We start from the raw sequence: 19948 nt of genomic DNA, 5'->3' as shown, positions 1-19948 counted from the left end.
CTCGCGTCTGGGATCAACCAATGAGAATCGAATAGCCAGTGCTCCACTAATGAGCAACCCACCCGCAGAACATTCGCCCGCAGCATGAGTCATGGACCCCACACCCCGAGAACCCTCGAGTGTGTGTGGCCAGGTGCTCCTTAGAAAGGAGGTGATCCAGCCGCACCTTCCGGTACGGCTACCTTGTTACGACTTCGTCCCAATCGCCGGCCCCACCTTCGACGGCTCCCCCCACAAGGGTTGGGCCACCGGCTTCGGGTGTTGCCGACTTTCGTGACGTGACGGGCGGTGTGTACAAGGCCCGGGAACGTATTCACCGCAGCGTTGCTGATCTGCGATTACTAGCGACTCCGACTTCATGGGGTCGAGTTGCAGACCCCAATCCGAACTGAGACCGGCTTTCCGGGATTCGCTCCACCTCACGGTCTCGCAGCCCTTTGTACCGGCCATTGTAGCATGTTTGCAGCCCAAGACATAAGGGGCATGATGACTTGACGTCATCCCCACCTTCCTCCGAGTTGACCCCGGCAGTCTCCCATGAGTCCCCACCATTACGTGCTGGCAACATGGAACGAGGGTTGCGCTCGTTGCGGGACTTAACCCAACATCTCACGACACGAGCTGACGACAGCCATGCACCACCTGTCACCGGCCCAAAAGGACCCCGCATCTCTGCGAGTTTTCCGGTGATGTCAAACCTTGGTAAGGTTCTTCGCGTTGCGTCGAATTAAGCAACATGCTCCGCCGCTTGTGCGGGCCCCCGTCAATTCCTTTGAGTTTTAGCCTTGCGGCCGTACTCCCCAGGCGGGGCGCTTAATGCGTTAGCTACGGCACGGAATCCGTGGAAGGACCCCACACCTAGCGCCCAACGTTTACGGCATGGACTACCAGGGTATCTAATCCTGTTCGCTCCCCATGCTTTCGCTCCTCAGCGTCAGGTAAGGCCCAGAGAACCGCCTTCGCCACCGGTGTTCCTCCCGATATCTGCGCATTTCACCGCTACACCGGGAATTCCGTTCTCCCCTACCTACCTCTAGTCTGCCCGTATCCACCGCAAGCCACGAGGTTAAGCCTCGGGTTTTCACGGCAGACGTGACAGACCGCCTACGAGCTCTTTACGCCCAATAATTCCGGACAACGCTTGCGCCCTACGTATTACCGCGGCTGCTGGCACGTAGTTAGCCGGCGCTTCTTCCCCACCTACCGTCACGTTAGCTTCGTCGGTGGTGAAAGAGGTTTACAACCCGAAGGCCTTCATCCCCCACGCGGCGTCGCTGCGTCAGGCTTTCGCCCATTGCGCAATATTCCCCACTGCTGCCTCCCGTAGGAGTCTGGGCCGTGTCTCAGTCCCAGTGTGGCCGGTCACCCTCTCAGGCCGGCTATCCGTCGTCGCCTTGGTAGGCCGTTACCCCACCAACAAGCTGATAGACCGCGAGTCCATCCCCAGCCGAAAAACTTTCCACCATCAGACATGCATCCAATGGTCATATCCGGTATTAGACCCAGTTTCCCGGGCTTATCCCAGAGCCAAGGGCAGGTTACTCACGTGTTACTCACCCGTTCGCCGCTCGAGTACCCCGAAGGGCCTTTCCGCTCGACTTGCATGTGTTAAGCACGCCGCCAGCGTTCGTCCTGAGCCAGGATCAAACTCTCCGTTAAGGTCACAACGACAACCACCCACTGGGCAGCTGCCAAACCAAACCGAAAAAATCCTGGCAAGAATCATATCTTGCCAAAGAAATCCAAAACCAAAACAACCAGACAAGCCCGCAAAGGGACCCACCCAGCCGCCTCGGTCGAGGACCTAAAGGCACTGGCTTTTAGCACACTGTTGAGTTCTCAAGAAACGGACACACACCATCAAAGATCCAACCGGACCCTCTCCGGGGCAACCCATCTAACTTACCATCCCCAGCCACCAAGTCAACCCCAGAACCTGCAAAGATCCCGAAGATCAACCCAACTGGCCAGAAACAGCCCCTTCAGCACGTACAAGCCCAGCCGAAACAGCCGAGGTTGGCACCTACCGAAGATCCCCATCCGGGCCGGCCACCGAAAGGCGTCCTGCATCCCGTTCACCGGGGCAACTTCTCTAGTCTACCGTGAACCGGACCGTGGTCCGGACCAAGGAGTCCAGTGGAAGTCTTCCCTCAAGGTCGGGGCCGCTTCCCGGCACCCCGTTCCCTCTCGGACAACACGAACGTTACGTGGCCTGCTCCGGTGCGTCAAATTGCGGTAAATTGCGCGACTGCGCAGCTCAAAGGCCGGTTTCTTGGCCGTTTGCGGCGATACGCCGCCTTCCGTGACCAGACCGTGATCGCCAATTCGACCCCCACCGAGCCGCCCGGCCAGCCCCGTCACAGGGCCCTCAGCAGACCCACCACGCCTTGCGGAGACCGATCGGTTCACGCCGGCCGTACGAGCCCGAACAGCCTTGAGGGCCGCGGGGTTCCTGAGATCGGCTGAGGCCGACGTGCCGCCCGGTGGCCGGGTACGCGGTGGTGAAGCCCGCGCCGGAACGGCGGCCCCGCGGCCACCTGTGCGGCCGAGGTGCCGCCGGAGGCGTCGCCTGTCCTGCAACGCATGAGCACCTGGTTGGCGCCTGGGAGTCGAGACACCGACCTCGTGCAGGCCCAAGGCGCAGTGATCTGAACGGCGTCTTCGCGCCGAGGCCCACAAATCGGTCGTGGTGAGCATCGGGAGCGGTCGCGCCCTCGGGGCGCGGCCCTGGCGAAGCCAGCGCCGCGTTCCGTTCCGTGGCGAAATGCCTCCGAGAAGAAGCGCGAACTTCACGCCTGAGTGGCCATCTGACCACCGAGCCCGGCGGGGCCGACGCGGCATAGGCGGCTGCGGTCGCCGGGAGGTGTCCCAGGGGCGGTCGGTCCGGTGACGAAATGCGCCCAAGCAGGTGCCGCTCGTGCCTACTCAGGACGTGAACGCTGCGCGTCTTACCGCCGGAGTGGGACATGAGCGGGCCCAGTGCACGCAGGTGCCGGTTGTATTCGGACGGCAGGCGTGGGAACAGATGACCGATGCGGGCGGGCGCCAGCCACAGCCGGCGGCGTTCGTCCTCACAACGCAGCAACACCTGCGCGATCGCGACGCAGATCAGCTCGGCATCACTCAGCAACCGAGGCCGGCCCGCCCCCTCCTCCGCGTCGGCAGGACATGATCATCCAGATGCACATAGAGCGCGGCCAGAAGGGCGTCTAGGTCTGTCCTCACCCACTGATCTTGGGCGCCCTTCCTTCATGCCCACGATCGCTTCAGCGATATCCCATCGACGATCTAGGCCGCCGGACGCCGCTCGGCCAGACGGCATCTCGTCACGGAACACGTACCCGCGCGCACCCCGCAGAGCGCACCGGTCGGTCAAGGCGCCCAGGCGCGACGGGAGGCTCACCCCCGGCGGCGGCCCGGTGGATCAGTCCTTCGCGACCGTGACGCCGCCGACATTGCGCTTGCCGCGCCTGAGTACGAGGAAGCGGCCATGGAGCAGGTCGGCCCGCTCCGGCACGGCTGCCTCGTCGGTGACCTTGACATTGTTCAGGTACGCCCCGCCCTGGGTGATCGTGCGGCGGGCCTCCGACTTGCTCGACACCAGACCCGTCTCCGTCAGGAGGTCCACCACGGCCGGCAGTGGTTCGGGGACCAAGGCCGACGGTACCGAGGCGAGCGCGCTCTCCAGAGTGCGCTCGTCCAGCTCCCCCAGCTCCCCCTGGCCGAACAGCGCGCGGGACGCCGCCATCACCCGGGCGGTCTCCTCAGCACCATGCACCAGCGTCGTCAGCTCCTCCGCCAGCGCCCGCTGGGCCGCGCGGGCGGCCGGGCGGTCACTGGTGGCCTTCTCCAGCTCCTCGATCTCCTCACGGCCTCGGAAGCTGAAGAACCTCAGGAGGCCGGCGACGTCGCGGTCGTCGGCGTTCAGCCAGAACTGGTAAAAGGCGTACGGCGTGGTGAGCTCGGCGTCGAGCCAGTAGGTGTCCCCGCCCGCCGTCTTGCCGAACTTGGTGCCGTCCGCCCGCGTGACGAGTGGGGTCGTCAGCGCGTGTGCCGTGCCCCCCTCGGCCCGGCGGATGAGGTCGACGCCCGACGTCAGGTTGCCCCACTGGTCGCTGCCGCCGGTCTGCAGCCGGCAGTCGTAGCGGCGGTACAGCTCCAGGAAGTCCAGGGACTGCAGCAGCACGTACGAGAACTCCGTGTAGCTGAGGCCCGTGGTGTCGAGCCGCGACTTCACCGTCTCGCGGGCGAGCATGCGGTTGACCGGAAAATGCTTGCCGACGTCGCGCAGGAACTCGATCGCCGACATCGGGGCGGTCCAGTCGAGGTTGCTGACGATCATGCCCCGGTCGTCTTCGAGGGACAGGAAGCGTGACACCTGCTCACGGATGCGCGCCACCCAGGCCGCGACGGTCTCCTCGGAGTTGAGCACGCGCTCGGTGCTCTTTCCGGACGGATCTCCGATCAGGCCGGTGGCGCCGCCGACGAGGCCGATCGTCCGGTGGCCCGCCTGCTGGAAGCGGCGCAGGAACAGCAGTTGCAGGAGGTTCCCGAGGTGCAGCGACGGCGCCGTAGGGTCGAAGCCGCAATAGAGCGTGACCGGTCCCGCGGCGAGCATGGCCCGCAATTCGTCCAGGTCGGTGGACTGCGCGATCAGACCCCGCCATGCGAGGTCATCCAGGATGTCGGTCACGTTCTTCCTCGTCTCAACCACAGGTCATCCAGCATGCCGGAACGGCAGGCGATCACGGTAACGGTTTCAGCCCTGGTCCATCACAGCACGGGGGCGGCGCGGCGCGTGGAGGCGGTACGGCGACACGCTCGGGTCCCCGTCGATCCAGAACCGCCACGGCACGTCCTTGGCGCTGGTGACGCCCGTACGCGGGCCGGTCCGTACGGCCGACGCCGGCGAGCCGTACAGCATCCGCAGCGGGCTCGACGGGTCGCACACGTCCAGCCCGTACTGCTCCCGGCCGATGCCCAGGGCCTCGCACAGCCGGGCCGGCCCACGCGCCAGGTCCCGTTCCGACGACCGTGGGCGTCGCGACAGTGCCAGCGCGCGGCCCTCGATGATCTCGCCGGCGCGGAGCAGCACGGCCTCCGCGGTGCCCTCGCCCAGGCAGACGAGGTTCATGCAGAAGTGCATGCCGTAGGTGAAATAGACGTACGAGTAACCGGGCGGCCCGAACATCACGGCGTTGCGCTTCGTGGGGCCGCGGTAGGCGTGCGATGCCGGGTCGAGCGAGCCGGCGTACGCCTCCACCTCGGTCAGCCGTACCGACACGACCCCCTCCGGGGTGGAGTGCCAGAGCGTGCGGCCGAGCAGGTCGGGTGCGACCTCCTCGGCCGGCCGATCGAAGAACCCACGCTCCAGCACGGCTTCCATCAGGAGGCGGCCCACGAGGCGTGGTCGTCCGCGAGCGAGCGCAGCGCGGTGAGCTGCTGGCCCACGCGTTCGGGCGAGGTGCCGCCGTACGCCTTGCGGGCGGCGAGCGCGCCCTGCACCGAGAACACGTCGCGTACGTCGGGGGTCAGGTGCGGGGAGACCTTGGCCAGCTCGTCGTCGGTGAGGTCGCCGAAGTCCTTGTCGTTGACCTGGCACCAGACCACGAGGTGACCGACGACCTCGTGCGCCTCGCGGAACGCGACGCCCCGGCGTACGAGCAGCTCGGCCAGGTCGGTGGCCAGGGCGAACCCCTGAGGCGCCAGGGCCTCCAGCCGCTCCGTGTTGACCCTCATCGTCGCGATGAGCCCGGCCATGGCGGGGAGGACGAGCAGCAGCGTCTCGACCGCGTCGAAGACACCCTCCTTGTCCTCCTGCAGGTCACGGTTGTAGGTGAGCGGCAGGCCCTTGAGCGTGGTCAGCAGCGCCGTGAGGTGGCCGATGAGCCGGCCGCACTTGCCGCGGGCCAGCTCGGCGACGTCCGGGTTCTTCTTCTGCGGCATGATCGAGGAACCGGTGGCGTAGGTGTCGTCCATCTCGATCCACCGGAACTCCTGCGAGGCCCACAGCACGACCTCCTCGCCCAGCCGCGACAGGTGCACGCCGATGAGTGCGGCGGCGGCGAGGAACTCCACGGCGTAGTCGCGGTCGCTGACCGCGTCCATGGAGTTCGCGGCGGCCGCGTCGAAGCCGAGCTCGTCGGCGACCGCCTCCGGGTCGAGCGGCAGCGACGACCCGGCCAGCGCGCCGGAGCCGAGCGGGCTGATGGCGGCACGTTTGTCCCAGTCGCGCAGCCGGTCGACGTCGCGGGCGTACGCCTGGACGTGGGCCAGCAGCTGGTGGGAGAAGAGCACCGGCTGGGCGTGCTGGAGGTGGGTCATGCCCGGCGCGGCCACGCCCATGTTCTGGTCGGCCTGGGCGATGAGCGCGGTCTCCAGCTCGACCAGCCGCGAGACGATCTGGCGTACGTGGTCACGCAGGTAGAGCCGCAGGTCGGTGGCGACCTGGTCGTTGCGGCTACGGCCGGCGCGCAGCTTGCCGCCGAGGGTGCCGAGGCGCTCCAGCAGCCCGCGCTCGAGCGCCGTGTGCACGTCCTCGTCCGCGACGGCCGGCCGGAACTCGCCCGTACGGCAGGCCTCCTCCAGATCGTCCAGCGCGCCGAGCATGCGGTCCAGCTCGTCCTCGGTGAGCAGGCCCGCGCGGTGGAGCACCCGTGCGTGGGCCCGTGAGCCCAGCAGGTCGTACGGGGCGAGGCGCCAGTCGAACTGCACGCTCACCGACAGCCGGGCGAGGGCCTCCGACGGGCCCCCTTCGAACCGTCCGCCCCACAGCCTGGTCGGCGTCCTGCGGTGTTGCTCATCCGTCACGCTGGTTCTTCTCCCACAACTCGACGACAGGCGGTAACTACTGCATTATCACGGTCCGGCGATGATCAGCCGACCACGCGGTCACGCTTCGCGGCAATCTTGCTCGGCAGGCCCCAAAGCTCGACGAAGCCCTTGGCCAGGCTCTGGTCGAACGTGTCGCCGGTGTCGTACGTCGCGAGGTCGTAGTCGTACAGCGACGCGCCACTGCGCCGGCCGGTGACGACGGCACGGCCTCCGTGCAGCGTGAGCCGGACGTCACCGGAGACGTGCCGCTGCGCCTCGGCGACGAAGACGTTGAGCGCGTCCATCAGCGGCGAGAACCACAGCCCGTCGTAGGCCAGCTCGCTCCACCGCTGGTCGACGCCGCGCTTGAACCGGGCCAGGTCGCGCTCGACGGTGACGTTCTCCAGCTCCTGGTGCGCGGCGAGCAGCGTGATCGCGGCCGGTGCCTCGTAGACCTCGCGGCTCTTGATGCCGACGAGCCGGTCCTCGACCATGTCGAGCCGGCCGACGCCCTGGGCGCCCGCCCGCCGGTTGAGCTCGGCGATGATCTGGTACGGGCCGAGCGCGCGGCCGTCGAGCGCGACCGGGACGCCCTCGGTGAACGTGATGACCACCTCGTCCGCCTCGCGCGGCCGTGCGGGGTCGGCGGTGTAGGCGTACAGGTCCTCGGTCGGGGCGTTCCAGATGTCCTCCAGGAAGCCGGTCTCGACGGCGCGGCCCCAGAGGTTCTGGTCGATGGAGTACGGCGACCGGGAGGAGACGTCGATCGGCAGGCCCTTCTCCTCGGCGAACGCGATGGCCTTGTCCCGCGTCCAGGCGAAGTCACGTGCCGGGGCGATCACCTTGAGGCCCGGGTCGAGGGCGGCCAGGCCGACCTCGAAGCGGACCTGGTCGTTGCCCTTGCCGGTGCAGCCGTGCGCGACCGTGGTGCCGCCGTACCGCTCCGCGGCGGCGACCAGGTGCTTGACGATCAGCGGGCGGGACAGTGCGGACACCAGCGGGTAGCGGTCCATGTAGAGCGCGTTCGCCCTGAGGGCGGGGAAGCAGAAGTCCGCCGCGAACTCCTCCCTGGCGTCGGCGACGACCGCCTCGGCGGCGCCGCAGGCGAGCGCGCGCTTCCGTATGACCTCCAGATCCTCGCCGCCCTGCCCGAGGTCGACCGCGACGGCGATCACCTCCGCCCCGGTCTCCTGGGCGATGTACGGAATGGCGACGGAGGTGTCGAGGCCCCCGGAGTACGCGAGTACGACGCGTTCGGTCATGGTGAGGCTCCTCTGGGAGGGACGAGAACGTTTCAGCGGCGTGCCGGGGCGCCGTCGGAGGCGGACGGGCGCCCTAGGATCGTCGCTCCGCGTTCTCGGGAGCCGGGTGCGTGACGAAGGCGCCTCCGGCGGGTACGGACGGCATTTCGTCCGCCGGGCCCCACGGCGACGTCACCTGCGACGGGCCGGGCTCTTCGAGCCCGGCGCGCGGGCTCCGGTGCGGACGCTCGCGGTCGGTCAGCGCCAGCAGTGAGGCGGCGAGGTCCGCGCCGCCGGTCGCGTCGCGGGAGATGACGAGCACGGTGTCATCGCCGGCGACGGTGCCGAGCACGGCCGTCCAGTCGGCGTGGTCGATCGCCGAGGCGAGGAACTGCGCGCCGCCCGGAGGCGTACGGACGATCACGAGGTTGGCCGATGCCTCGGCGGAGACGAGGAGCTCCTGCGCGAGCCGGGCGAGGCGCCCGGTGAACGTCTCGGCCCCTCCGGTGCGTGCCCGGCGGATGCGCTCGCCGCCCTCTCCCGGCACCGCGTAGATCAGCGAGCCGTCCGCGGCGCGCAGCTTGACCGCGCCGATGTCCACGAGGTCGCGCGACAGCGTCGCCTGGGTCACGTCGACTCCGGCGTCGGCCAGCAGCTTGGCCAGCTCGCTCTGGGAGTGCACGGCGTTGCGGCCCAGCAGCTCGATGATGCGGGACTGCCGCGCGGTCTTCGTCAGAGGCGTCGTCATGCCTTGCTCAGGATCTCCGGGAGTGCCGCGACGAAGGACGCGGCCTCCTCGGACGTGATGATCAGAGGCGGGGCGAGCCGGACGGCGTCCGGCTGGACGGCGTTGACGAGAAAACCGGCGTCACGCGCCGCCGCCTCCACGGCGGCCGCCTTGGGCTCGGACAGGACCATCGCGCGCCACAGGCCACTGCCGCGTACCCCCGCCACCAGGGGATGGCCGGTCCGCGTGATGCCGGCGGCGAGCAGGTCACCGACGGTGCCGACGCTCTCGAGCAGCCCTTCCTTGTCGATCGTGTCGAGTACGGCGAGCGCCGCCGCGCAGGAGACGGGGTTGCCGCCGAACGTCGAGCCGTGGTCGCCCTTGCCGAACGCCGTGGCGTACGGGCCGAAGCCGACGCACACCCCGATGGGCAGGCCGCCGCCGAGGCCCTTGGCCAAAGTGATCACGTCGGGGCGTACGCCCTCGCGCTGGTGCTGGAACCACACGCCGGTACGGCCGATGCCGCTCTGGATCTCGTCGAGCACCAGGGCCGCGCCGGTCTCGTCACAGATCCGCCGGGCCGCGGCGAGGTAGCCCTCCGGCGCCGGAACCACGCCGCCCTCACCCTGCGTGGGCTCGAGGAAGACCGCCGCGCACTCCTCGGTGACGGCCGCGCGAAGCGCCTCCTCCGAGCCGTACGTCACGAAGCGTACGTCGGCGCCGAACGGGGCGAACGGCTCGCGGATCGAGGTCTTGCCGGTCAGCGCCAGCGCCCCCATCGTGCGGCCGTGGAAGCTCCCCTCGGCCGCGACCACGTAGGTGCGGTCCGGTCCGGCGTGGCGGCGTACGAGCTTGTAGGCGGCCTCGTTGGCCTCGGTGCCGGAGTTGGTGAAGAACACGCGTCCGTCGCCGCCGAGCAGCTGGAGCAGGCGTTCGGCCAGCAGCACCTCGGGCTCGTGCAGGAACAGGTTGGACGTGTGCGCGAGCGTGCCCACCTGCGCCGACACGGCCGCGACCAGCGCCGGGTGCGCGTGCCCCAGCGCGGAGACCGCGATGCCGCCGATCAGGTCGAGGTAGGCCTTGCCGTCGACGTCCCAGACCCGGCAGCCCTCGCCGCGGGCGAGAGCCACGGGCGGCAGGCCGTAGTTGGGCATCATGGCCGCTTCGAAGCGTGCGCTCAGATCGCTCATTCGGGCACCACCATCGTGCCGATCCCCTCGTCGGTGAAGACTTCCAGTAGCAGTGAGTGCGGGATCCGGCCGTCGAGCACGTGGGCCCGCGGCACTCCCCCGCGTACGGCGCGCAGGCACGCCTCCATCTTCGGCACCATGCCCGCCGACAGGTCCGGCAGCATGGCCTCCAGGTCACCGGCGGTCAACCGGGCGATCACGTCGCCGGGGTCGCCGGACGGCGGCCAGTCGGCGTACAGGCCGTCGACGTCGGTCAGCACGACCAGCTTGGCAGCCTGCAGGGCGACGGCCAGCGCGCCCGCCGCGGTGTCGGCGTTGACGTTGTAGACCTGGCCGTCCTCCCCACGCGCGATGCTGGAGATCACCGGGATGCGGCCGTCGTCGAGGAGGCTGCGCACCGAGCCGGCGTCGACCTGGACGATCTCGCCGACCTGGCCGATGTCGACCTTCACTCCGTCGACGACCGCGGGCTTGCGCTCGGCGGTGAAGAGTCGCGCGTCCTCTCCCGACATTCCGACGCCGAACGGGCCGTGCCGGTTGAGCATGCCGACGACGTCGCGGCTGACCTGGCCGACCAGGACCATGCGGACGACGTCCATGGTCTCCGGGGTGGTGACGCGCAGGCCCGCCTTGAAGCTGGACTCGATGCCGAGCCGGTCGAGCTGGGCGTTGATCTGCGGTCCGCCTCCGTGCACGATGACCGGGCGCAGGCCGGCGTAGCGCAGGAACGCGACGTCCTGGGCGAAGGCCGGCCGGAGCGTCTCGTCGGCCATGGCGTGGCCGCCGTACTTGATCACGACGGTCTTGCCGTGGAACTCCTCGAGCCACGGCAGGGCCTCGATGAGCGTGGCCGCCTTGCCCAGGGCGTCGGCGGTGCCACGGGCGCGTTTCGTCGTGTCTTCGGTGGTCATGAGGAGTATGCGGAGTTCTCGTGGACGTATTCAGCGGTCAGGTCGGTCGTGTGGATCGTGGCGCCGTGGGTGCCGGCGCTGAGGTCGACGGTGATCGTGACGTCGCGGGGGCGCATGTCGACCTTGGAGCGGTCGTCGCCGAACGCGCCGTTGCGGCACAGCCAGACGCCGTTGATGGCGACGCCGAGGCGCTCGGGCTGGAACACCGCCTCCGTGGTGCCGACGGCGGCCAGCACCCGGCCCCAGTTGGGGTCCTCTCCGTGGATCGCGCACTTGAGCAGGTTGCTGCGCGCGACGGCGCGGCCGACGATGACGGCGTCGTGGTCGTTGGCCGCCCCGACGACCTCGATCGCGATCGCCTTGGTGGCGCCCTCGGCGTCGATCAGTAGCTGGCGTGCCAGGTCGGCGCAGACGTCGGTGACCGTCCTGGTCAGCTCGGCCTCGTCCGCGGGCACTCCTGCGGCGCCGCTGGCCAGCAGCAGCACCGTGTCGTTGGTGGACATGCAGCCGTCGGTGTCGAGCCGCTCGAAGGTCAGCTCGGTCGCGTGCCGCAGGACCCGGTCGAGCGTCTTCGCGTCGGCCTCGGCGTCGGTCGTGATGACGCACAGCATGGTGGCCAGTGCGGGGGCGAGCATGCCCGCGCCCTTGGCCATGCCGCCGACCGTGTAGCCGGTGGGCGCCCGCCGAAAGGCGATCTTGGCGACGGTGTCGGTGGTGCGGATCGCGTCGGCGGCCGCGAGCCCGCCGTCGCGGGACAGCTCCCCGGCGGCGGCGCTCACCCCAGGCAGCAGGCTGTCCATCGGCAGCCGGTCGCCGATCAGGCCGGTGGAGCAGACCGCGATCTCGCCCGCGGAATCGCCGAGGACGTGGGCGGCCTTCTCCGCGGTCTGGTGCGTGTCCTGGAAGCCGTCGGGCCCGGTGCAGGCGTTCGCGCCTCCGGAGTTGAGCACGACCGCGTGCACCCGTCCGCCGCGCAGGACCTGCTCGGACCACAGCACCGGCGCGGCCTTGACGCGGTTGCGGGTGAACACCCCCGCCGCCGCGCGCGACGGGCCGTCGTTGACGACCAGCGCGAGGTCGCGCTGCCCGCCGTTCTTGAGGCCGGCGGCGACTCCGGCGGCCCTGAAGCCGAGTGGGGCGGTCACGCTCACGGGGCTACTCCGATCGTGGTGAGGCCGAGATCCTCGGGCAGTCCGAGGGCGAGGTTCGCGCTCTGGACCGCACCGCCGGCGGTGCCCTTGGCGAGGTTGTCGATGGCGGCCACCGCGACGACCCGGCCGGCGCGCTCGTCGAGCGCGACCTGGACGACGGCGATGTTCGCGCCGAGCGTCATGGCGGTGGAGGGCCAGTCGCCCTCGGGCAGCAGGCGTACGAACGGCTCGTCGGCGTAGGCGCGCTCGTACGCCTCGCGGAGCCCAGCTGCCGTGAGCCCTTCCGCGGCCTTCGCCGTGCACGTGGCGAGGATGCCCCGGCTCATCGGCGCGAGGGTCGGGGTGAACGACACGGTGACCGGCCGCCCCGCCACGGCGGAGAGCTGCTGGATGATCTCGGGGGTGTGCCGGTGGGCACCGCCTGCGCCGTACGCGCTCATCGCGCCCATGACCTCGCTGCCGAGGAGGCTGGGCTTGGGCGAGCGGCCCGCGCCGGAGGTGCCGGACGCGGCGACCACGACGGCGTCGGGCTCGGCGATGCCCGCGGCGTACGCCGGGAAGAGCGCGAGCAGCGAGACGGTCGGGTAGCAGCCGGGCACCGCGATGCGTCGCGTGCCGCGCAGCCGGTCACGTGCGCCGGGCAGCTCCGGCAGGCCGTACGGCCAGGTGCCGGCGTGCGGCGTGCCGTAGAAGTGCTCCCATTCGGCGGGGTCGTCCAGCCGGAAGTCGGCGCCGCAGTCGACGACGAGCACGTCGTCGCCGAGGGTGGCGGCGAGGGGACCGGACTGCCCGTGCGGCAGGGCCAGGAAGACGACGTCGTGCCCGGCGAGGGTCTCGGCGGTCGTCTCGGCCAGCACGCGGTCGGCGAGCGGGTGAAGCTGCGGATGGTGCGCGCCGAGCCGTGTGCCGGCGCTGGTGCCGGCGGTCAGCGCGCCGATCGCGAAGCCGGGATGACCCGCGAGGACGCGCAGCAGCTCACCGCCCGCATATCCACTGGCCCCGGCGACCGCAGCACGCACACCCATTCGTCGTCTCCGTCCACAAGGGGTAGTGCTGAAAGTATGCATTGAGATGCATCGTCATGCAAGGTCGATCTTCGCCCCGGACGGAGAGGGCGCGGATGAACGCGTTCGTGCCATGCCACTCGTCCACGCCGAGGTCGGCGTCGAACCCATCCGTCATGGTGTACCAGGGCATCGTCCAGCCCATCCGCGCCTTCACCCGCTCGATGTCCGGCTGCGGCGCGCGCGAGGCGAAGACGAGGGTGGTGTCACGGGCGTTGAGGTGGGCGACATGGGCGACCTGATCGGCCACGAGGGAACAGCCGGGGCAGGCATGGTCCGGCCGGCCGCTCGCGCGCGGCCTCCCACTCTTGTAGCGAGACGATCGGGGGTGTCTTCATGGTGACGTCACCTTCCGGTTCGAGAGCGAACGACGCGGGGGTCTACCGGAATCGCCCGAAGCTCAGGGCCTCGCCGCGCAACGGCATCGTGTTCGGGAAGCGGGCCGTGGGCTGCTGGGGCCAGCCGGGCGGGGAGTCCTCCCAGTCCTCCTGCCGGCCGAACACCGTCAGGTCCAGGACGCCGGTGACGAAGGCGAGCCGGTCGATGCCGCGGCCGGTGGTGGCGTAGGTCCGGTAGACGTTCGCGCCGTCGCGCAGGAACACGCTGAGCTGGAACCCCTCACCGGCACCGCTGTCGCGGGCGAACGTCGTGCCGCGCGAGGACACGAACGGCAGTGTCCAGCCCATCCGCGCCCAGTACTTCTCGATCTGCGCGAGCGGCATGTTCGACACGGTCATCCAGCTGATCCCCTGCGCGGCCAGCAGGGCCGGCGCGGTCGAGGGAACGTTGTTCGTGAACCACGTGCAGCCTGGGCAGTAGTGGTCCGGGCCGTTGTCCATGAACTGGTACACGACCAGCTGCTCCCGATCCTCGAACAGGTCGAGCAGGGACCTGGTGCCCTCCGGCGTCTCGAACGCGTACCCGGTGTCGAACGCGACCATCGGGAGGCGACGACGGCGCGCGGCGAGCGCGTCGAGCGCGCGGGTGGCCTCCTTCTCGGCCAGGCGCAGCTCGTCGCGAGCCTCCTGCCACTCCTCCGCCGTAACGATCTCCGGCATCTCCATGTCTCCTCCTATCGGCCTCGGGCCGCCTCTTCGGCGGGAACGCGCCGGCGGTTGGGCTGCCCCTCACCCGTGGTGATCAGGCTCCGCAGGCTGCCGTTGACGAAAAAGCCCCAGGCGCTGGAACAGGCGTCGAAGCACGCGTACTCGGGAACCAGGCCCTGATGCGTGAAGCGGACCTCGGTCCGGCCGTCCTTCTCGGAGATCTCGAAGGCGACCGTGGTGCCCGCCCATTCGGTCGTGTCCTCGGTCTGGTCGAAGTAGTTCTCCAGCACCAGCCAGGAGACCTTCCGGCCGGGGACGACCTCTGTCAGCCGCATCGTGCAGCGGTGTTCGTCCTCGTAGCGGTACGTGAACTCGTCGCCGAGCTCGGCGGTGCCGCCGTCGATCTCCTCCGACCACCATCCACGAACGTTCGTGATGGCGTCGAAGGCCTCGTTAGGAGTCTTCTCCACGGAGAAGCTGCTGGTGAAACTCTGGTCGATCATGATTCCTCCGGTTTCGTACGTGCTATGGCTGCGCTCAACGGTCGAGGTGGTCCATCAGCGCGTCGAGAGGGCCATCCCAGTCGCGGGCCAGCGCGGCCAGGAACTGCTGCGCCACCTGCATCGGGGCGGAACGGAGCCGGTACCGCACCCGGCGCCGCTCTCCTGGTTCGGCCGTCACCAGGCCGGCCTCGGCCAGCAGGGCCAGGTGTTTGGCGATCGCCTGTCGCGTGATCGGCAGGCGACCGGCCAGGTCCGTGGCGGTGGCGGGACCGCCCGACGCCAGCGCGGCCAGGATGGAGCGTCGGCTCGGGTCGGCCAGGGCGACGAAGACCTGTTCGGCGATCGCCTCGATGTCAGGCGGCATCGAGGTAGTCGACCAGCTCGCCCAGCTCGCTCGCCCAGCCACGAGTGTTGCCGTCGAACGCCACGCGGAAGGCGTCTTCCGGCAGCTGGGCGAAGCCGGATTCGACCACCGTCAGCCGCGTACCCTCACCGGCCGGCTCGAGCGTGAACTCGACGTAGGTGCGGCGCGGATCGTCGTCGGGCAGGCCGTAGATGTGCCAGGTGAAGCCGAACACCTCCGGCTCCTCCACGCGCTCGACCCGCATCTCGGCGTGGTGGCCCTCGGTCCACGTCATCTGGGCCGCCCCGCCCGGGCGCAGGTCGATCGTCGCCTGGTCGCCGAACCAGGTGCCCAGCCCCTCGGCGGAGGTGAGCGCGGTCCACACCTTGGCGGGCGGGTGCTTGATCTCGACGACCCGCTCGATGCGATCGGGGAATGCCATGAAAGCCTCCAGGAGTAGCAACTGATTGGTTGCTACATTATGGCAACCAATCAGTTGCGTCAATCCCCAGCGACGCGAACGCGGCCTCACCGGCGCGCTCGAACTCGTGGCGGAAGCAGGCGAGTGCCGCCGGGTGGAGGAAAAGGGGATATTCGGCGGCGTAGTTCAGCCGGCCGGAGCTGGGCTCGTAGCCCTCCACCCGGAGGCCGGCTCCACGGTCCACGAGCCCGGCATAGTAAGTGTCGAGGCGCAGGTGCCGCAGGAGATCGCCGAGCGGCCGGCCGGTGACCGAATCAGTGGCCGGCAGTTCGTCGAACGCCGGAGTCTGCTGGGGCTGGTGCGCCGTGAGCAGGTGCGGGCGACGGGCGGTCGCGGACGCTACGATATCCCGACCGTGCCGCGGGTGCCGGATGCGTCCGGTCGATGATGAGCCAGCGCCCGGCCGTCCGAGGCTGCAGAACGAGGAGGTTCTCCACCTCGAAGCGGCGGACGGTGTAGCCGAGGCCGGCGGGCTCGACGGCGTGGCGCTTCCAGCAGGCCATAGATGACGCATTCGGGTGGGGCGCGCTCATCACCCCTCCTCCCGCGCGTAACGTACGTGGGCCGCTTCACTGAGCGTCGCTCTTGGTTCCGACACCGGCACCACGAGCCCGGCATGGTCGACCGGGCCGCCCGGCACCCAGCCGGCGGGGGCCGGCAGGATCCCCAGGCGATCGAAGTACGTCACATCCCCGAACTTGTTGACCACCGCCTCCACATGGGTCTCGGTCGATGCCGCGCGGAATTCCAGGTCGCTCTCCATGTCGCTTGGCACCATCGCGGCCCTCTCCGCCTGCGTGAGCTCACCGGGGACATGATTCACCGGATGCGTATGAACGATGAATCTGTATCCCTTGTCCACCAGCTCCTGCGGGATCCAAACCCGCTCCGCTCCGCCCTTCAGGAGCTTCAGGTCGCCTTCGGGGCCCTGGATGACGCCGACCTCCCCGCCGAAGTAAGACGTGAGTTCCCCCAGATGCGTGACACCCAGCTCGCCCGATGCCAGGTCCGTCACACCGTTCTCCTCCAGATCCCACACGAAGCTCTGGCTCTGCAACGACAGCCGGCCGTAGGGTTTCCAGTTGTAGCCGGAGCGGCCGAGATCGGCTGATGCCGCGACCGGCTCGGATCCGAGGGGTTCTCGCAGATATTCATCTATCTTGCGGAAGATGCCCAGTCGCCGCGCAGCGGAGACGCCTGCCCTTTCCAGACCCACATTCACCTCGGACACGCGATTGAGTGGCGAGAAATCGTTGCGCGGCTTGCCGCTTCGGCCGTGCGGTAAGCGATTGACCGTGCGCTGGTAACGATCCCAGAGTTAGAGCGAAGTCAGCCTCGAACGGTTCCCGGTCTCGGGCACCTCCGGTCTGCCGCACTGAGCAGTGGGCGGGGGCAGGTCACATGTGGCCGAGGCGACCGCCGACGGTACGTGCGGCTTCGATGGCGTGTCGGCGTACCTGTGCGGCGGAGGTGGTTCCCACGTGGTCGGCGTAGACGACTTGGACGACGAGGTTGCTGGAGCGCAGCCACACGGTCGAGGACAGGCCGGCGTCGACGCCGTCCGTCGCGTCGTACACGAACGCCGCGTCGCCCGTCGCGGGGATGTCGGTCACTCCGGACTGGGCGCTGTGAATCTTGTCCTCGGCGTGAGCCGCGATGCCGATCTGCCGTTTCTTGTCCGCGTAGTACGACTCGGCCAGCTTCGGGGCGTTCAGCGCTCCGGTGGGGGCGAAAAGCTCGAGCTGCAGGTCGATGGAGCCGCCCGACATGTCGTCCCAGGAGCACCCCTGCGAACGGGGTGCCGGGGAGGGGGCGGTGCCGAGCCTCGTCGCCTCCGGTGAGGTGATCAGTGAGCAGGGCGGCGGCGCGGACGCGAACCGGCCGCGTACGGGGTCCGGGGGCGGTGCCGTGCGCTTCGCCGTGGGTGACGTGGCGTTCCCGTGACGGAGCAGGAACGCGGCCGGCACCATGGCCGCCAAGGCCACCGCCGCCGCGGCGATGACCGCCGTCCTGCGGCCCCGGCCGTCATGGCCCCGGCGGCCTCCCGGCTCCGTGGGCACGGCGGCGCGTGATCTGCCCTCCGTATCCGGCGGACGGGCAGGGATGACCGGTGTTCCGCCGCCCGCCACGCTCCGCAGCCATCGCGCGGCCACCTCGGCGGGCGGCCGGCGGGCCGGGTCGCGGGCGAGCAGGGCCAGCAGGACCGGGCCCAGCGGCCCGGCCCGCAGGGGTTGGCCGGGCTCCTCGGTGAGCACCGCGCTCAGCATGCCCATCGGGGTCTGCCGGGCGAACGGTGGCCGCCCCTCGATCGCCGTGTAGAGAGCCGCCCCGAGCGACCACAGATCGGACGGCGGCCCCCCGCGTTCGCCGCGTAGCCGCTCCGGCGCGATGTAACCGGGCGACCCGACCAGGCCGCCCGAGGCGGTCAGTGACGCGTCGCCCTCCAGCGTGGCGATGCCGAAGTCGGCGAGGATCACACGTCCGTCGTCGCACAGGAAGATGTTGCCGGGCTTGACGTCGCGATGCAGCACGCCCTGCGCGTGCGCCACGCCCAGCGCCTCCAGCACGGCCAGGCCGACCTCGGCGACCCGCCGAGGGGACAGGGGGCCCGCCTCGTCAAGGGCGCGGCCCGTCAGGAGTTCCATCACGATCCAGGGGCGGTCGTCCTCGGTGATCACGTCGTGCACGCGGATGATCGAGCCGTGCTTCAGGCGGGACGAGACCCGTGCCTCGCGTGCCGCGCGTTCGCACAGGGCGGCGCGGTGGCCGGGAGCGACCCCGCGCGGCAGCGTCAGCTCCTTGACCGCGACCGCACGCCCCAGCATCTCGTCAAGGGCCCGCCAGACGGTGCCCATACCGCCACGGCCCAGCGGCTCCACCAGCCGGTAACGCCCGCCCAGCACCCGCGTCACGGCCGCCGCCGCAGGGCCTGCGACACCCATCGGGCGGCTTTCAGCGCGTCCCCGCGGATTCGCGCGGCGTCGCCGGTGCCGTCCGCAGAAACGAACAGGAGCCTCAGGAGCAGGTTGCTGTCGCGGAAGGTCACCTCGGCCCGCTCCATCACGTCGCCGTGGAAGGTCTCGTTGACGTAGGCCTCGTCACCGGTGCCGGAGACGTGACGGGCGTCGCTCTCGTGTGCGCCGGTCCGCCGGACGCCGACCTCGTCCCAGCCCCAGGCGATGTTGACGCCGCCCTTCCGGTCGGCGTCGAGGAGTTCCTTGAACTGCTGGCGCGCCTCGGCGGGCGTGGTCGTCCATGGGTCGTCGCGCGTCAGTTCGGCCTCCGGGTCATAGACCGGCTCCGCCGACACCAGAACACCCTGGTGCCGGGCGGCCCGGCCCCAGCCACAGGAGTGCGCGTCATCGACCGGAAACCTTGCGGCACCCGGGATCAGCTCGCCCACCTGGTGCGCGGAGAGCAGCGAGCAGAAGTCGAACGGGCTGACATAACGGCCGGCACCCGCGGACGGGGTGGCCGGGGCGGGCGGCGTGCTCACGGCGGTCGTCACGGATCGGTGCCGCGGATGGTCCGCCCCCTGTGAGCGGAACGCGACGGTCACCACCGTCGCGACGAGAACCACGGCGGCCGCCGCCGCGAGCGGCGGGCCCGCGCGCCGCGGGGCGGGCGGCCGAGGACCCGGCAGTCCGGACGGCATCCCGGCGGCCACCTGCCCGAGCGCACGCTCCACGTCGTCCGCGGAGATCCGTGCGGCCGGGTCCTTGACGAGAAGCCGCCCCAGCACGGGCGCGAGGGGCCCGGCGCGTACGGGAGGGGGCGCCTCGTCGGTGAGGACCGCGCCGAGGGCCGCCATCGGGGTGGCCCGTTCGAACGGCTGCCTGCCCTCGACGGCGGTGTACAGCGTGGCTCCCAGTGACCACAGGTCGGACGCGGGTCCTGCGGGACTCTCACGCAGGCGTTCGGGAGCGACGAACCCGGGTGAGCCCACGAAGGCACCGGTACGGGTGATCGACGGGTCGCCCTCCAGACTGGCGATGCCGAAGTCGGTCAGGACCACCCGTCCGTCGTCGGCCAGCAGGATGTTGGTCGGCTTGACGTCACGGTGCAGGATGCCGCGCCGGTGCGCGGCACGGAGCGCACCCAGGATCCGCAGGCCGATCGCGGCCACCGCCTGGGGCGGCAGCGGGGCCGCCCGGTCGAGGGAGACACCGGAGACCAGCTCCATCACGATCCACGGCCGGTCGTCCTCGGTGACCACGTCGTGGACGGTGACGATGTCCGGGTGGTCGAGCAGCGCCGCGGCCCGTGCCTCGCGGATCGCCCGCCGGTACGCCTCGGTGCGCTCGGACTCGGGCAGGCCGGCGGCGAGGAGCAACTCCTTGACCGCGACGTCACGGCCCAGGGTCTCGTCCCTCGCCCGCCACACGACGCCCATGCCGCCGTGGCCGATGGGCCCGACCAGGTGGTAGCGGCCGGCGAGTACCCGTTCGGACATGCGTACTCCAGATCTCAGGCCACCG

Annotated in this window: 16 protein-coding genes, 1 rRNA gene and 3 pseudogenes; 1 reads left to right on the top strand and 19 read right to left on the bottom strand. The window is 69.9% G+C overall.

Annotated elements, in window-relative coordinates:
• Positions 1-144 precede the first annotated feature (144 nt).
• The 16 genes and pseudogenes from FB559_RS34415 to FB559_RS34340 all read right to left on the bottom strand — a co-directional run bounded on the left by FB559_RS34415 (position 145) and on the right by FB559_RS34340 (position 15431).
• A 16S ribosomal RNA gene (locus FB559_RS34415) occupies positions 145-1659 on the bottom strand.
• A 1306-nt stretch (positions 1660-2965) separates the two neighbouring features.
• A pseudogene (locus FB559_RS46930) lies at positions 2966-3225 on the bottom strand (IS982 family transposase); the annotation flags it as partial.
• 199 nt (positions 3226-3424) lie between these two features.
• Entirely contained in the window at positions 3425-4693 is a 1269-nt protein-coding gene (gene tyrS / locus FB559_RS34405) for a tyrosine--tRNA ligase (protein WP_141961100.1), read from the bottom strand.
• 66 nt (positions 4694-4759) lie between these two features.
• A complete protein-coding gene (locus tag FB559_RS34400) occupies positions 4760-5386 on the bottom strand; it encodes a DNA-3-methyladenine glycosylase (RefSeq protein WP_141962106.1) in 627 nt (208 codons plus the stop codon).
• Entirely contained in the window at positions 5386-6810 is a 1425-nt protein-coding gene (gene argH / locus FB559_RS34395) for an argininosuccinate lyase (protein ID WP_185792537.1), read from the bottom strand. Before argH ends, FB559_RS34400 begins: the two co-directional genes overlap by 1 nt.
• A 65-nt stretch (positions 6811-6875) precedes the next feature.
• The gene (locus FB559_RS34390) at positions 6876-8075 is read right to left on the bottom strand and encodes an argininosuccinate synthase (protein ID WP_141961098.1); all 1200 of its coding nucleotides are present in this window, start codon (positions 8073-8075) and stop codon (positions 6876-6878) included.
• Positions 8076-8304: 229 nt separating this feature from the next.
• A pseudogene (locus tag FB559_RS34385) lies at positions 8305-8802 on the bottom strand (arginine repressor); the annotation flags it as partial.
• Positions 8799-9971, bottom strand: a complete 1173-nt coding sequence (locus FB559_RS34380) for an acetylornithine transaminase (protein ID WP_141961095.1) — start codon at positions 9969-9971, stop codon at positions 8799-8801. The gene FB559_RS34380 and the pseudogene FB559_RS34385, both read right to left, overlap by 4 nt.
• Entirely contained in the window at positions 9968-10882 is a 915-nt protein-coding gene (gene argB, locus FB559_RS34375; RefSeq protein WP_141961094.1) for an acetylglutamate kinase, read from the bottom strand. The genes FB559_RS34380 and argB overlap by 4 nt, the downstream gene beginning before the upstream one ends.
• Entirely contained in the window at positions 10879-12033 is a 1155-nt protein-coding gene (argJ, locus tag FB559_RS34370; protein ID WP_141961093.1) for a bifunctional glutamate N-acetyltransferase/amino-acid acetyltransferase ArgJ, read from the bottom strand. Before argJ ends, argB begins: the two co-directional genes overlap by 4 nt.
• Positions 12030-13058, bottom strand: coding sequence for an N-acetyl-gamma-glutamyl-phosphate reductase (gene argC / locus FB559_RS34365; protein ID WP_141961091.1), 1029 nt, complete (start codon positions 13056-13058; stop codon positions 12030-12032). Before argC ends, argJ begins: the two co-directional genes overlap by 4 nt.
• Positions 13009-13362 (bottom strand): annotated as a pseudogene (locus FB559_RS34360) (DUF899 family protein); the annotation flags it as partial. The pseudogene FB559_RS34360 and the gene argC, both read right to left, overlap by 50 nt.
• Positions 13363-13477: 115 nt before the next feature.
• The gene (locus FB559_RS34355) at positions 13478-14155 is read right to left on the bottom strand and encodes a DUF899 family protein (RefSeq protein WP_246122306.1); all 678 of its coding nucleotides are present in this window, start codon (positions 14153-14155) and stop codon (positions 13478-13480) included.
• A 14-nt stretch (positions 14156-14169) separates the two neighbouring features.
• Entirely contained in the window at positions 14170-14646 is a 477-nt protein-coding gene (locus FB559_RS34350) for an SRPBCC family protein (protein ID WP_141961089.1), read from the bottom strand.
• Between the two features lie 34 nt (positions 14647-14680).
• Positions 14681-15010 carry an ArsR/SmtB family transcription factor gene (locus FB559_RS34345; protein WP_141961088.1) on the bottom strand — a complete coding sequence of 110 codons (330 nt, stop codon included), beginning with the start codon at positions 15008-15010 and terminating at the stop codon, positions 14681-14683.
• The gene (locus FB559_RS34340; protein WP_141961087.1) at positions 15000-15431 is read right to left on the bottom strand and encodes an SRPBCC domain-containing protein; all 432 of its coding nucleotides are present in this window, start codon (positions 15429-15431) and stop codon (positions 15000-15002) included. The genes FB559_RS34345 and FB559_RS34340 overlap by 11 nt, the downstream gene beginning before the upstream one ends.
• Positions 15432-15537: 106 nt before the next feature.
• Between FB559_RS34340 and FB559_RS34335 the strand changes: the two genes are divergently transcribed.
• Positions 15538-15858, top strand: a complete 321-nt coding sequence (locus FB559_RS34335; protein ID WP_141961086.1) for a hypothetical protein — start codon at positions 15538-15540, stop codon at positions 15856-15858.
• Between the two features lie 144 nt (positions 15859-16002).
• Here the strand turns inward: FB559_RS34335 and FB559_RS34330 are convergent, their stop codons facing one another.
• From FB559_RS34330 to FB559_RS34320, 3 genes are all read right to left on the bottom strand, one after another.
• Positions 16003-16701 (bottom strand): hypothetical protein, encoded by a 699-nt coding sequence (locus tag FB559_RS34330; RefSeq protein ID WP_141961084.1) that lies wholly within the window; start codon positions 16699-16701, stop codon positions 16003-16005.
• A 166-nt stretch (positions 16702-16867) separates the two neighbouring features.
• Entirely contained in the window at positions 16868-18412 is a 1545-nt protein-coding gene (locus tag FB559_RS34325; RefSeq protein WP_141961082.1) for a serine/threonine-protein kinase, read from the bottom strand.
• Positions 18379-19923 carry a serine/threonine-protein kinase gene (locus FB559_RS34320; protein WP_141961081.1) on the bottom strand — a complete coding sequence of 515 codons (1545 nt, stop codon included), beginning with the start codon at positions 19921-19923 and terminating at the stop codon, positions 18379-18381. Before FB559_RS34320 ends, FB559_RS34325 begins: the two co-directional genes overlap by 34 nt.
• Positions 19924-19948: the final 25 nt, after the last annotated feature.

This window comes from Actinoallomurus bryophytorum, from assembly GCF_006716425.1.
In the GTDB taxonomy this organism is placed as follows: Bacteria; Actinomycetota; Actinomycetes; order Streptosporangiales; family Streptosporangiaceae; genus Actinoallomurus; species Actinoallomurus bryophytorum.
Note: the sequence above shows the minus strand (reverse complement) of the source record. Positions and strands in the feature narration are given on the sequence as shown.

What these genes read in the sequence shown, in the direction of transcription:
- FB559_RS34400 (WP_141962106.1), bottom strand. Translation starts at nt 5,386, where the DNA reads ATGGAAGCCGTGCTGGAGCGTGGGTTCTTCGATCGGCCGGCCGAGGAG.
- FB559_RS34390 (WP_141961098.1), bottom strand. Translation starts at nt 8,075, where the DNA reads ATGACCGAACGCGTCGTACTCGCGTACTCCGGGGGCCTCGACACCTCC.
- FB559_RS34380 (WP_141961095.1), bottom strand. Translation starts at nt 9,971, where the DNA reads ATGAGCGATCTGAGCGCACGCTTCGAAGCGGCCATGATGCCCAACTAC.
- argB (WP_141961094.1), bottom strand. Translation starts at nt 10,882, where the DNA reads ATGACCACCGAAGACACGACGAAACGCGCCCGTGGCACCGCCGACGCC.
- argC (WP_141961091.1), bottom strand. Translation starts at nt 13,058, where the DNA reads ATGGGTGTGCGTGCTGCGGTCGCCGGGGCCAGTGGATATGCGGGCGGT.
- FB559_RS34355 (WP_246122306.1), bottom strand. Translation starts at nt 14,155, where the DNA reads ATGCCGGAGATCGTTACGGCGGAGGAGTGGCAGGAGGCTCGCGACGAG.
- FB559_RS34350 (WP_141961089.1), bottom strand. Translation starts at nt 14,646, where the DNA reads ATGATCGACCAGAGTTTCACCAGCAGCTTCTCCGTGGAGAAGACTCCT.
- FB559_RS34345 (WP_141961088.1), bottom strand. Translation starts at nt 15,010, where the DNA reads ATGCCGCCTGACATCGAGGCGATCGCCGAACAGGTCTTCGTCGCCCTG.
- FB559_RS34340 (WP_141961087.1), bottom strand. Translation starts at nt 15,431, where the DNA reads ATGGCATTCCCCGATCGCATCGAGCGGGTCGTCGAGATCAAGCACCCG.
- FB559_RS34325 (WP_141961082.1), bottom strand. Translation starts at nt 18,412, where the DNA reads ATGGGTGTCGCAGGCCCTGCGGCGGCGGCCGTGACGCGGGTGCTGGGC.
- FB559_RS34320 (WP_141961081.1), bottom strand. Translation starts at nt 19,923, where the DNA reads ATGTCCGAACGGGTACTCGCCGGCCGCTACCACCTGGTCGGGCCCATC.